Below are 13004 nucleotides of genomic sequence, written 5' to 3' on the forward strand. Positions count from 1 at the left end.
GCTCACTGGGCTGCCCGGCCCGCCGGGTGACCGACGGTCCCACCCTGCTCGCCGAACTCGACGCGCTGCTGCCGGACCTGGCGCACCGCACCGAACCACTCCTGCTGGAAGTGGCCGTGCGTCCCGACCGACCGCTCGCACCCGACTCCCGCCTCGCCCCCAAGGAGCTCTCATGACCATCGCCCGTGACCTGTTCATCGGCGGCAAGGACGTGCCTGCCGCGTCCGGCCGTACCGAGGAGGACATCAACCCGTACACCGGCGAGGTGTACGCGACCGTCGCCGCCGCCGGGCCGGAGGACGTCCGGCGGGCCGTGGACGCCGCCGACGCGGCCTTCGCCGAGTGGGCGGCGCTCGCGCCCTTCGCCCGCCGGGCGATCTTCCTCAGGGCCGCCGACCTGCTGGACGCACGGGCCGAGGAGGTGGCCGAACTGATGGCGGACGAGGCCGGCGGCACCCGCCCCTGGGCCTACTTCAACGTCGCGCTCGGAGCGAACATCCTGCGTGAGGCGGCGGCCGCGGTCACCGCCCCGCGCGGGGAGGTGCTGAGCGCCCAGGAGCAGGGTGCGCTGGGCCTGGCGGTGCGCGAACCGCTGGGCGTGGTCGCCGCGTTCGCGCCGTGGAACGCGCCGGTCATCCTCGGGATCCGGGCGGTGGCGGCGCCGCTGGCGGCCGGGAACACGGTGGTGGTGAAACCGAGTGAGGACGCGCCGATCGCCTGCGGACTGCTGGTGGCCGACGTGCTGCGGGCGGCCGGGCTGCCCGACGGCGTGCTCAACGTGGTCACCAACGCCCGCGAGGACGCGCCCGAGATCGCCGAGGTGCTCATCGCCGACCCGCGGGTGCGGGCGGTGAACTTCACCGGCTCCACCGAGGTGGGCCGGATCATCGGCGGTCACGCGGCCCGCCATCTCAAGCCCGCCGTGCTGGAGCTGGGCGGCAAGAACGCGGTGATCGTGCTGGCGGACGCGGACGTGGACTACGCGGTCGACGCGGTCGCGTTCAGCGTGTTCATGAACTCCGGGCAGATCTGCATGTCCGGCGACCGCGTCCTGGTCCACGAGTCACTGGCGGACGCGTTCTCCCGCAGGTTCACCGCGAAGGCCGCCTCGCTGCGGGCGGGCGACCCGGGCGATCCGGGAACCGTGGTCGGCCCGCTGGTCAGCGCGCGTTCCGCGCACCGGGTGGCGAGGCTGGTCGGGGACGCGGTGGCGAAGGGGGCCACGGTGCTGGCCGGCGGCGGGGAACCGGTGGGCGCGCTGCACCCGGCGACCGTGCTCACCGACGTACCCGAGGCCGCGGACCTCTATCACGCGGAGGTCTTCGGCCCGGTCTGCGTCATCGAGAGCTTCCCCGACGACGACACGGCCGTGGCCCTCGCCAACGCCACGGACCAGGGTCTGACCTGCGGCATCATCACCGAGAACGCCACCCATGGACTGGCCGTGGCCCGGCGTGTCCGCACCGGCATCGTGCACATCAACGACCAGTCCGTCGCCGACGAGCCACAGGCCCCGTTCGGCGGCGTACAGGCCTCCGGTTACGGCCGCTTCGGCGGACGCTGGGGCATCGAGGCGTTCTCCAGCACCCGCTGGGTGACCATCGCCACCCAGCATGCCCACTACCCCTTCTGAGCGAAGCGCTCCGCTGGAAGTGCCGCGATGTGCCGTCTGCGGCGCCGTCGTGGCTGGTCGTGCCCACGCGGCGGAGCCGCATATGGATACAGCCCCGCGCCCCTTACGGGGCGCTGCCACACCGCAGCAGACTTTGACGGACCCGCTCAGGCCGGGCCGACCACCGCCGCCAGCCGGTGGACGTCCTTCGCCGTGCCCGTGACGCCGGACAGGAAGCCCTGGGCGCGGGGGGAGGCGGTTTCCGTCAGCCAGGTCGGGTCGATGTCGCAGACGGCGACGCGGACGCCGGTGCCCGCCAGGGCCAGGGGCAGGGTGTGGACGACGGTCGAGGGGAAGCTCAGGATCGTGCGGCCGATGGGGCCGCGGCGGGCGATCAGTTCCAGGGGGAGGTCCGGGCGGACTATCTCCAGGCCCGTCTCGGCCGCCAGGCGGTGGAGTTTCTCCGTGCTCTCGCGGCGGTGGGCGAAGTAGCGGGTCGCGCCGTGGGCCTTGGCCAGGGCCTGGACGGCCTCCAGGTAGCGGTCGCCGTCCACGACGCCCGTCTCCACCAGGGAGGTGCCGACCATGTCGGCGCCCTTGGTGATGCGCGGCGGGCCGAAGCGGGCGCGGGTCCAGCCGAAGTCGTTCGCGGTGACCGTCACCCCCGTCGGCGTCTCCGTCATCGGCATGGAGGAGAAGACCTCCACCCGGCGGCGGGCGCTCGGGGTGAGGCGGCGGCGGGCGGAGGAGGAGACCGGGGCGAAGAGCAGGTCCCGCGCGCCGGGCCGGCCGCCCTTGCGGTGCCAGCGGACCAGGCGTTCGCCGCGCGCCAGCTGGGCGACGAACTCCATCGTCGCCGTGCCGTCGTCGACCACGACCAGGTCGCGGGCACGGGTGATGGTCAGAAGCAGTTGTACGTAGCGGGAGAACGGGTCTCCCATCACGATGCGGTCGGCTCGGCGGAGGGAGCCCGCCAGGCCGCCGATCGTCTGGAAGGGGGCGGTGGTGCCGCCCCGTGCTTCCTCCCAGCGGACCCGGTATCCCTCGTCCCGGGCCAGGTCGGCCATGCGGCGCAGCTGGCCCCGGGTCATGGGGTCCGTCGGGGACAGGACGACGATCGTGAGTTCCGCGCCGGGTGCCGATATGCCGGATGCCGTGCGCCGTACCTGTACGGGTACGGCCGGCATCGGGTCCGCCGACCCGCGCAGGGCGTGGACATGCGCCCACTCCAGCACGTTGAGCAGTTGCACCGGACTCTCGACGAACGCGAGTGTGTGGGGGCCGGTGTTCCCGGCGCGGGGGCTCATCGACGTACGACCGTCCCGTCGTCGTAACAACAGAGGTGTCAGACCTGGACCGGCTCGCCGGCGGCCGCGGCGATCTCCGCCTCGGCGACGACGCCGGTGACGCGGCGCAGCTTCTTCATCGGGCCGAGCTCGGAGTCGTAGACCTTCTTGACGCCGTCGCCCAGGGAGGCCGAGATGGTGCGGATGTCGCGGACCAGGCGGGTCAGGCCCTGCGGCTCGACGGAGGCGGCCTGGTCGGAGCCCCACATGGCGCGGTCGAGGGTGATGTGGCGCTCGACGAAGGTGGCGCCGAGGGCGACCGCGGCGAGGGTGGTCTGCAGGCCCGTCTCGTGGCCGGAGTAGCCGATCGGGACGTTCGGGTACTCCTTCTCCAGCGTGTTGATCACGCGGAGGTTGAGCTCCTCGGCCTTCGCCGGGTACGTCGACGTGGCGTGGCAGAGCAGGATGTTGTCCGAGCCGAGGACCTCGACCGCGTGGCGGATCTGCTTCGGGGTGGACATGCCGGTGGAGAGGATGACCGAACGGCCGGTGGCGCGCAGGGCCTTGAGCAGCTCGTCGTCCGTGAGGGACGCGGAGGCGACCTTGTGGGCGGGGACGTCGAACTTCTCCAGGAAGGCGACGGCCTCGGTGTCCCACGGGGACGCGAACCAGGCGATGTTCCTGCTCTTGCAGTACTCGTCGATCTGGCGGTACTCGTCCTCACCGAACTCCACGCGGTGGCGGTAGTCGATGTAGGTCATGCGGCCCCAGGGGGTGTCGCGCTCGATGTCCCACTGGTCGCGCGGGGTGCAGATCTCCGGGGTGCGCTTCTGGAACTTGACGGCGTCGCAGCCGGCCTCGGCGGCGACGTCGATCAGCTTGAAGGCGTTCTCCAGCTCACCGTTGTGGTTGATGCCGATCTCGCCGCAGATGTACACGGGCTGGCCGGGGCCGACCTCACGGGAACCGAACGTGCGCAGACGGGAGTTGCTCATGACTGTGGGGTGTCCTTACTTCGGGAGGGAATCGAGAGAGGGGCCGAGGATCCAGCTGGCGATCTCTCGGATCGCGCCGTCGCCACCGGGGAGGGTGGTGACCGCGCGTGCGGCGCCGCGTACGACGTCGTGGGCGCTCGCGACCGCCACGGGCCAGCCGGCGACGGCGAAGCACGGGAGGTCATTGACGTCGTTTCCGACGTAGAGCACGCGCTCGGGAGCGATGCCCTGCTCCTCGCACCACTGCTTGAGTGCGAGGTCCTTTCGGTCGATGCCGTGCAGGACCGGGATCTGTAGCTTCCGGGCCCGGGCGGCGACGACCGGGTTCTGCTCCGTGGAGAGGATCAGCATCTTGAGCCCGCTCTTTCGCAGGGCGGCGATGCCGAGTCCGTCGCCGCGGTGCACGGAGACGAACTCCTTTCCATCGGCGTCGATCAGCACCCGGTCGTCGGTCTGGGTGCCGTCGAAGTCCAGTACGACCGCGTCGACGTCGTCGGCGGTCGGGAGCGCGCCGGGGCGGTCCGCGTCGAAGAGCGGGGCCAGGGCGCGGGCGCGGGCCAGCTCGTGCGGGTCGTCGATCTCCAGGACGCGCGCGGGGTCGGTCCGCACCAGCTCGGTGTGGCCGAAGAAGCGGTGCTGGTGCTCGCGGAACCCGTCGGCGCGCATCGCGTAGGCGGCGCCGGTCTCCAGGAAGTCCTGGGGGCGGTCCTGGCGGCGCGGGCGGAACGACTTGTCGTGGTTGACGCCGAAGCCGCCGCTCGCCGAGGCCTCGTCGGCGCCCACCGGCACCGGGGCGTGCACCTCGTCGCGCCAGACGAAGCCGTGGAAGGGGGCCACGGTCAGGGCGGTGTCGGCGCCGTTCTGGACGATCGCGCCGGCCACCCCGTCGATGTCCTCGCGGACGATGAACGGGCTGGTGCACTGCACGAGGAGGACCACGTCGACCGTGGCGCCGTGCAGCGCCTCGTGGGCGTCCATGGCGTGCAGGACGGCGGCCTCGGAGGTGGCGGTGTCGCCGGCGATGGCGGCGGGGCGCAGCACGACCTCGGCGCCGGCGGACCGGGCGGCCGCGGCGATCGCCTGGTCGTCGGTGGAGACGACCACGTCGGTGACCAGGCGGGAGGCGACGCACTCGCGGACCGCGCGGGCGACCAGCGGGACGCCGCCGACCGGGGCGAGGTTCTTCGCGGGCACGCCCTTGGAACCGCCACGGGCGGGGATCACGGCGAGGACGCGGGGCACTGCGGCGGCTTCGGGGTGGGGCATCGGCTCTGTTCCTTCAGGTCCGTCGGACGCCGACGGCGTCTGACGCGGGATCCGGTCGCTCACAGCTCTCCCATTCGTCGGATCACGGGGGCCACCCGCTGGACGCCGTGGCGGTAGGCGCCGCGTGCGGCCCGGCGCACGATCTGGCGGACGGGACCCGGGGCCCTGTCGGCGGCGGGCGCGCCCGGCAGCGGGGCGCCGTCGGGGCCGAGGTGGTGGCGGGCCAGGATGCCGGGCAGGTAACCGGACGCGGTCTCGGGTGTGTAGTAGGGGGTGAGGGGCGGCAGCCCCCCGGGCCGTCCGAGCAGCTTCGCGATGCGTTCGCGGGCCGCGTCGAAGGCGGTGGCGTAGCTGCCGTCGGCGGCGACGCCCTGCCGTGAGACCCACTCGGCGTCGGGCACCGGGCGGTGTCCGGCGTCGAGCTGGTCCCAGGAGGCGAGGCAGCCGGAGCCGACGAAGTGGTGGTTGCCGAGCGCCTCGCGGATGCCGAGGTCGGTGAGGACCACGGTCGGGATCCGCCGGTGCAGGGACTCCAGGGCGGCCGTCGAGCTCATCGTGACCAGGAGGTCGGTGCGGTCGAGCACCTCGCCCATGTGGCCGTAGACCAGCCGGAAGTTGGCGGGCACGTCCTTGCCCTGGACCAGCTTCTGGTACGGCAGTTCCTCGATGTGGGTGGTGTGCTCGCCGGGCTTGGAGCGCAGCTTGAGCAGCACTTCCCGCTCGGGGTGCTTGCGGGCGTGCTGGATCAGCCGGTTGAGCAGGTAGGTACGGTCCTTGCGGCTGTCGGGGACCGAGGGCTGGGCGGCGAAGACCACGGTGTACGGGTCGTGTTCGCCCTCGTAGGGTGCCCCGCCGAGGAACGGCAGCGCGACCTCGGTCACCGACGAGGAGTCGGCGCCGACCCCGTCGTACACCGCCCGGAAACGGTCGGCGTCCTGGCGGGAGTTGGCGAGGACGAGGTCCGCGCCGTGCCGCAGCAGCAGGCCGTCGGCGAGCTTCTCGTAGACGACGCCGACGTAGCCGGTGACGACGACGGGCCGCTTCTCCCGGCCGGCCCAGGCGCTGCGCAGCCCGTGCAGCATGGCCTGCGTCCCGCCGCCGACGAGGGAGAGGACGAGGATGTCGTACGGCTGCTGTTCCATGTCTCTCAGGAACTCGACGGCCGTCACTTCGCGGAGCGAGTCCGCGTGGACGCCGACTTCCTGGAGCTGGCGGGCGGTGGGGGTGGCACGGCCGCGCAGAAGGTAACCGTCGAGCCGGACGCCCGAATTGTCGCTTTCGTTGGGAATCAGGCGCTTCGCGGTGAGCGCCCCCCACTTCCACCGAGTATCGGAATCCGCCAGGACGGCCACCCGCAGGGACTTCGTTGCACTTGCTGGCACGTCGAAGACGCTAGGAAGCCATTCCGAGGAACTCCCGAACCCGAATCCAACAAAAGGTTAACAACACATCGCCGGATGGCGAATCAGCTCGGGATAAGCCCTCAAATTCAGCCGGTTCACAGCTTCGCCACGCGTCGTTCACCTCGAATCAAGGAGACGGCCAAGACGGATGACGGGCGTCCGCCTAACGTCCTCCACGTGGTCAAGCTCTCCGTCATCGTGCCGTTCTACAACGTGCAGCAATACGCGCCCGACACCCTGAGGAGCCTGCGCGCGAACGCGCGTGAGGACTTCGAATTCATTCTCGTCGACGACTGCTCGACCGACGGGACACCAGAGATTCTCGCGCGAGCCGAGCGCGAGCTCCCAGGCGCGGTCCATGTCAGACACGAGCGGAACGGGGGGCTGGCCACCGCGCGCAACACCGGCATCGACAAAGCGCGCGGCGAGTACGTGACCTTCCTGGACGGCGACGACTGGCTGGCACCGGGCTACTACCCGCAGCTGGTCGACGCGATCGAGTCGCTGAACTGCGACTTCGTCCGTACCGACCATGTGCAGTGCACCGCGCGGGCCCGGACCGTGACCCGGGTGCCGGTCGGCCGCCGTAACGTCGTGATGAACCCGCGGGACGCCATCCTGCCCGCCGACCGGTCCACCTCCGTCGACTACGCCTACGCCTGGGCGGGCGTCTACCACCGCCGGCTGGTGGACAAGGGGCTCGTGCATTTCACGGACGGGCTGCGCACGGCCGAGGACCGGCCGTGGATCTGGAAGCTGCACCGGGAGGCCGAGTCCTTCGCCGCGGTGAACCTGCTCGGTGTCTTCTACCGGCGTGGCGTAGCCTCTTCACTCACACAGATCGGCGACGTCCGTCAGCTCGATTTCATTCGCGCGTTCGATCAGGTGATCGAGGAAACGGCACAGGACGCCGACGCGAAAGAACTCCTGCCGAAGGCCGTCCGTACGTATTGCGCCATCATTTCCCATCACCTGGGATCCATCGAAAGGTTCGAGCCCGCGGTGGCGAAGAAGCTGAAATCCATGAGCGCGGCCGCACTGCGGCGCATGCCGCAGGACGTGCTGGACGAGGCCCTGGACTCCATGGACCTCCAGCGCGCCACCAAGCTGCGCCGGCTGCGCCGCCGTCCCGCCCCCGCGGGAGCCGCCGCGTGACCACCCAGATCTTCCAGGCGTCCACCCTCTACGGCACCGCCACCCTGGCCGCCGCCCTGGACTCCGGCGCCTTCCGCCCGGCCGACCGGCGCATCCTGCTGGTCTGCAACAACGCGGCGACCCCGGAGACCACCCCGGGCCTGGACGAGGCGCCCGGCTTCGAGCGGCTGCGCGACCGCTTCGACGACGTGATCTCGTACAACGAGACGATCTTCCCGTTCCACCCCGGCGGCTGGGCCCCGCGCCAGGACGACTTCCCGCTGTGGGAACGCTTCCTGCGCCACGAGTGGCACCTGGGCGACGACGACGTCGAGTTCGCCGTCGAGTCGATCCAGGTCAACCCCTCGCTCAGCCTCACCCAGATCTTCACCGGCGCCCCGGTCACGGTCTACGCCGACGGCCTGATGAGCTACGGCCCGACCCGCAACAAGATCGACCCGCTGGTCGGCACCCGCGTCGACCGGGTCCTTCACCTCGACCTGGTGCCCGGCCTGCAGCCGATGCTGCTCACCGAGTTCGGCGTCCCCGGCGAGGTCGTGCCGACCCCCGCGTTCACCAAGGTGCTCGCCGAACTCGCGCCCAGCGGCGACGAGTTGCCGCAGATCGAGGAACCGGCCCTGCTGCTCGGCCAGTACCTCTCCGCGCTCGGCATCCTCTCCCCCGAACAGGAGGAGAACCTGCACGTCAGGATGCTCAAGGGCGCCGTCGAACTCGGCCACACCAAGGTCGTGTTCAAGCCGCACCCCTCCGCCCCGGCCCGGTTCGCCCGCACCCTGGAGCAGGAGGCCGAGAAGCTCAAGGTCGACCTCACGGTCCTGGACACCACGGTCCTCGCCGAGGTGCTCTACCAGCGGATGCGTCCCGCCCTGGTCGTCGGCTGCTTCTCCACGGCGCTGCTCACCGCGTCCGCGCTGTACGGCCTGCCGACCGCCTGCATCGGCACCGACACCCTCCTCGACAAGCTCACCCCGTACGAGAACAGCAACCGCGTCCCGGTCACCGTCGTCGACGCGCTGATCCCCGAGCTCACCGACCGCAAGGCGGTCGAGGCGCAGCGCCCGCGGATGAGCGTCGAGGCCCTCGGCGAGCTGATCCGCGCGGTCGGCTTCGCGATGCAGCCGAAGATCTACCCGCAGCTGCGCGCGGAGACCGAGCGCTACCTGACCAAGCACCTGAACGACACGACCATCCGTTACTTCAAGCGCAAGCGCCTGACCTCGCTCGGCATGCCCGGCGGGGTGCCGTCCCAGCTCACGTTCCCGCTGCGCAACGCGACGGTGCGCCGGATGGCGCGCAAGGCACGTAATCTGCGGCGGGTTGTGCGGAAGTAAGCTCCGCTGGAAGTTCCGCGTCATTTTGTCAACGGCGCCGTTGTGGCTGGTCGCGCAGTTCCCCGCGCCCCTAACGGGGCGCTGACGTGCCGCTTCTCGATGGGGCGGGTCCGGATCTCCGGACCCGCCCCATCGGCGTCACCGGCCGAGGATCTTCTTGATCGTGGCGGCGTTCTCCTCGGTGACCTTCCACAGCTGCTGCTGCCGGTCGTGCACGTCGGCGACGGTACGGCTGTGGTTGTCGAGGATGCCGATCGCGCGCTCGGTGAGGATCTCGCCGAGGTCCCGCTCGTGCACCGAGACGCCCCACTCGGGCCGCTCGATGTCGCCCAGGAAGTACGCCATCTTCGGGTGCGAGATCAGCGAGATGATCGGCGTGCCGACCCCGAACGGGATCATGCCGGCGTGCCCGCGCATGCCGATGACCAGGCGGGTCTTGGCGTACGTCTCGCGGATCTCGTCGTTGGAGAAGTCGTACATCGGGATCACCGGGAGCGAGATGCCGTGCTCGCGGCGCAGGTCGAAGGCGATCTTCTCGTCGTCGAGGGAGTGCGCGACGCACTTGACCTCGGTGTGCTCGCCGATCTTGCGGACGGCCTTGGCCATCTCGGCGAGGAAGTGCGCGTAGTCGTGACCGAAGCGCAGCCCCGCGCGGTCGTAGGCCGCGTTGAGCATGACCGTGTCCTCGCGGTACGCCGGGTCGGTCCAGCCGGCCACCAGCTGGCGCATGACCGTGGTGGGACAGGGCTGGAAGACGACCTTGTCCTGGAGCTCCGGCGGGAGCATGCCGCGGACCTTGGCGATGGAGCCATGGTTGCGCAGGCCGAAGAAGGAGGACTTCTCGACCAGCAGCCGCAGGCTCTCGTTGAACCGGTTGGCCCGGTAGGACTGGCCGTCGAAGGCGTTGAAGCCGACCGCGTAGACCATGATCGGGACGTCGATGGCGCGCAGGTGCTCGTCCGGGACGTTCCACTGCCAGGCGCTGTTGCCGTTGGGCATGGTGTCCGGGATGAACAGACCGCCGCCGCCGATGACCAGACCGCGGCGGGCGTTGACCCGCTCCACGGCGGCCTTGTCGAAGTAGCGGTGGGCGTGCACGGAGTGCCAGCGCCGGGAGGTGGTGTCCGGGCCGAAGCCGAGCCGGACGGTCTCCGGGAGCAGCTTGTCGCCCGCGTTGCCCTGCCGGTCCATGTAGAACGCGACGTGCGCCAGCTGGTCCTCGGCGCTGCCCTGCTCCTGGGAGGGGACGGCGGCCGCGCGCTGCGCCCACAGGCGGCTGGAGCGGTGCGTGGGGTCCACGGTGAGGCCGGTGGTGGCGTACCTGAGGGCCTCGGTGTTGTCGCCGTGCACCCAGGCCATCTGGGCGAGCCGCGCGAAGGCGGTCGCGGCCCGGTTGGGGGCGGCGCTGGCGAGCAGCAGCTGGGTCTTGGCCTCGTCGTAGCGGGAGACGCTCATCAGGGCGTGGCCGAGCACCTCGTGCGGCCAGGCCTCGTCCAGCGGGATGTGCACGCTGCTCATGACGTCGACGGCGTCCTGGTAGTCACCGGCCGCGATGTGCGCGGCGGCCACCTTGCGGGCGATCTCGACGTCACCGGTGCGCTTGACGTGCGGGGTGCCGAAGTGGACCACCAGGTCGTGGTGGAGGCCGCCGGACGCGGCGAAGTAGGCCGCGTGGAACTCGGCGTCGGTCAGCTCGAACTCGCGCCAGCGGTCCTCGGCCTGCGCGTAGCCGGACTCACCGCCCTGCCAGGGCTTGTGACGCCCGGTGAAGTGCAGGATCTTCGTCTCCTCCGGGACCGGGAGGTCACCGGAGAGCCGCCGCTTGACGAAGTTGTACTTGGCGTCGAGGCGGACGAAGTCGCCGTCCAGGACGGCGTTCAGGATGCCCTGGTCGTGCTTGTCCAGCTCGTAGTCGCCGCTGCGGCCGGTCTTGTCGATCTTCGCGCAGAACTCGTCGGACAGGTACTCCTTCTGGATCACCAGAAGGCCGGAGTTCAGCTTGTGCTGCCCGTAGAAGAACTGGGGCACGGCGGCGAGACCCTCGCGCAGCTCCAGGAGCTCGCCGAGGCCTCCGAGGACGACCATGTCGGTGTCCAGGGTGATGACCGTGTCGTAGTCGCGCAGCCGGAAGATGTCGAGGATGAAGTACGCCTTGCGGACCAGGTAGTTGTCCTGGTCGCCCTTGACGTACGAGTCGTAGTGCGTGTCGTTGACCCGCTGCAGCACGATCCGCGGGTGCAGGGCGCGGATCTTGGCGATGGAGGCCGGGCGCAGGTCGTCGTAGAGCACGACGAAGTCCTCGCAGACGCCCGGGTTGGACAGGGCGAGGCTGCGCAGCAGGACCAGGAAGCCGGGCAGGTAGTTCTCGTCCACGTAGGACGCGAAGGCTATCCGGCGCTTCTTGGTGAGGGCGCTCGCGTCGGTGTTCGGCACCGCCGGGGTGAAGGTGGTCGTCATCGCAGGGAGATCCTCATGTCGGTCACGCTCTGGGCCCGCTGCATGACCCAATCCTTCTCGCTGGTGTATTCGTGCACGGAGGTGATGGCCAGCTTCATGGCCTCCTGCACGCGGTAGGCGCCGCTCTCGTAGAAGTCGAAGCCGATCAGGTCCAGGGTCGGGCTGACGTCCAGGAAGTCCAGCAGCCACAGCATGTTGAAGCCGGACGTCGGGATGCCCGACCAGGTGTCGGTGCTGATCTGCCCGATGTTGCGCATCGGCCAGCGCAGCGACTCGTCGCCGAGGTACTTCTGCGCGCCGGGCACCAGCTTGTTGCGCAGCGAGTGCTTCCAGTCGCCCGAGACGCCGCCGAAGATCAGCCGGGTGGTCACCGGCTTCTCCCAGTTGAAGGCGTGCTTGTGGATGCTGACGTGGATGTCGGTGCGGCTGCCGGTGTGCTTCGGGTCGATCTTGTACGAGTTGAAGCGCACGACCAGGTCGTAGTCGTCGATCTGCTTGCCGATGCCGCCGGCGCCCACCCGGCCCGAGTTGGCGATCAGGCAGACGGACTTGCCGGCTATCTGGTTGCGGAACTCGCCGAGGCTGATCCACTGCACGCCGTCGACGGTCGGGTTGGCGACCGGGCCGCGCATCCGGATCCGGCGCTGCTCGGCGTAGAGCGCGACGGCCTCCGCGAGACCGGCGTCGTTGCCCTCGGCGAGGCGCAGGTCCAGGTACTGGCTGAGCAGCTCCTGGCGGTCGTTCACCGGAGCCTCGTCCTCGGCGAGCGAGAGCAGCGCGCCGACCAGGCGGGGCTCGGCGGCCCGCCAGTCGCCGGCGGCCTGCAGGGCGAGGCCCTCGGCCCAGGTGGCGGTCGAGGGCGTGCGGACGTGGTCCGCGGCGGCGGGGACCTGACGCTTCAGGAGGCCGAGCAGTTCGCCTTCGCGTTCGGCGGCGCGGCGCATGCCCGAGACCCGGTTGGCGACGCCGAAGCCGTCGTCGGTGGTGAGTTCGAGGTAGCGCTCGTAGGCCTCGACGGCCTCGCGCTCCTCGCCGAGGCCCTCCAGGATGCGGGCGCGCAGCCGCCAGCCGGCGCGGGAGTTCTTGCGCTGGGCGAGGACGGTGTCGCTGATCACCAGGGCGAGGTTCAGCTCGTCGTTGTAACCGCACTCCAGGGCCTTGTTGGCGACCGCGAGCAGAGCGTCCAGCAGGTCGTTGTTGATCCCGCCCGAGGGGCTCGCCGCGCCCTTGACGGCGCGCTTGAGAAGCGCCGTCGCACCGCCGGCCGAGGCGGGCGCGGGTGTGGTGGTGCCTTCCGTGGCAACGACCACCAGCAGCTTGCGCAGCTGCTCCGCCAGCTCCGCGCGACGGCGGTCGAGGCTGCCGACCACCTTGCCGCTGTGCACGGCGCAGGCGTGCAGGCAGTCGTCCAGCTCCCCTCCGCGCGCAGGTGCCCGCCTGTTCTGGACCCTCGTCATAGCTCTCCTGATTTTGCCAAGCAAAACTTGTGTAATGGCTGT

General features: G+C 70.5%; 9 protein-coding genes. 3 read left to right on the plus strand and 6 right to left on the minus strand.

The genetic code is table 11. From position 1 onward, the window contains the following. Nucleotides 1–172 precede the first annotated feature (172 nt). Nucleotides 173–1633, plus strand: a complete 1461-nt coding sequence (locus KVT45_RS39560; protein ID WP_217554166.1) for an aldehyde dehydrogenase family protein — start codon at nt 173–175, stop codon at nt 1631–1633. Nucleotides 1634–1779: 146 nt separating this feature from the next. Here the strand turns inward: KVT45_RS39560 and KVT45_RS39565 are convergent, their stop codons facing one another. From KVT45_RS39565 to KVT45_RS39580, 4 genes are read right to left on the minus strand one after another with little or no spacing between them, the layout of a single operon-like run. Then, entirely contained in the window at nt 1780–2919 is a 1140-nt protein-coding gene (locus KVT45_RS39565) for a hypothetical protein (RefSeq protein WP_217554167.1), read from the minus strand. A 38-nt stretch (nt 2920–2957) separates the two neighbouring features. Beyond that, complete coding sequence (locus tag KVT45_RS39570; protein WP_217554169.1) at nt 2958–3893, minus strand: N-acetylneuraminate synthase family protein; 936 nt, start codon at nt 3891–3893, stop codon at nt 2958–2960. 15 nt (nt 3894–3908) lie between these two features. Continuing rightward, the gene (locus tag KVT45_RS39575) at nt 3909–5159 is read right to left on the minus strand and encodes an acylneuraminate cytidylyltransferase (RefSeq protein ID WP_217554171.1); all 1251 of its coding nucleotides are present in this window, start codon (nt 5157–5159) and stop codon (nt 3909–3911) included. A 59-nt stretch (nt 5160–5218) separates the two neighbouring features. Then, entirely contained in the window at nt 5219–6541 is a 1323-nt protein-coding gene (locus KVT45_RS39580) for a DUF6716 putative glycosyltransferase (protein ID WP_217554173.1), read from the minus strand. 198 nt (nt 6542–6739) lie between these two features. Between KVT45_RS39580 and KVT45_RS39585 the strand changes: the two genes are divergently transcribed. Continuing rightward, a complete protein-coding gene (locus KVT45_RS39585) occupies nt 6740–7717 on the plus strand; it encodes a glycosyltransferase family 2 protein (protein WP_217554281.1) in 978 nt (325 codons plus the stop codon). After that, a complete protein-coding gene (locus KVT45_RS39590) occupies nt 7714–9048 on the plus strand; it encodes an alpha-2,8-polysialyltransferase family protein (protein ID WP_217554175.1) in 1335 nt (444 codons plus the stop codon). Before KVT45_RS39585 ends, KVT45_RS39590 begins: the two co-directional genes overlap by 4 nt. Nucleotides 9049–9186: 138 nt before the next feature. Here the strand turns inward: KVT45_RS39590 and KVT45_RS39595 are convergent, their stop codons facing one another. Both KVT45_RS39595 and KVT45_RS39600 read right to left on the minus strand, forming a co-directional pair. After that, complete coding sequence (locus KVT45_RS39595) at nt 9187–11505, minus strand: glycosyltransferase (RefSeq protein WP_217554176.1); 2319 nt, start codon at nt 11503–11505, stop codon at nt 9187–9189. Further along, nucleotides 11502–12962, minus strand: coding sequence for a glycosyltransferase family 29 protein (locus KVT45_RS39600; RefSeq protein WP_217554178.1), 1461 nt, complete (start codon nt 12960–12962; stop codon nt 11502–11504). The genes KVT45_RS39595 and KVT45_RS39600 overlap by 4 nt, the downstream gene beginning before the upstream one ends. Nucleotides 12963–13004: the final 42 nt, after the last annotated feature.

This window comes from Streptomyces sp. GbtcB6 (assembly GCF_019091475.1).
Taxonomy (GTDB): domain Bacteria; phylum Actinomycetota; class Actinomycetes; order Streptomycetales; family Streptomycetaceae; genus Streptomyces; species Streptomyces hyaluromycini.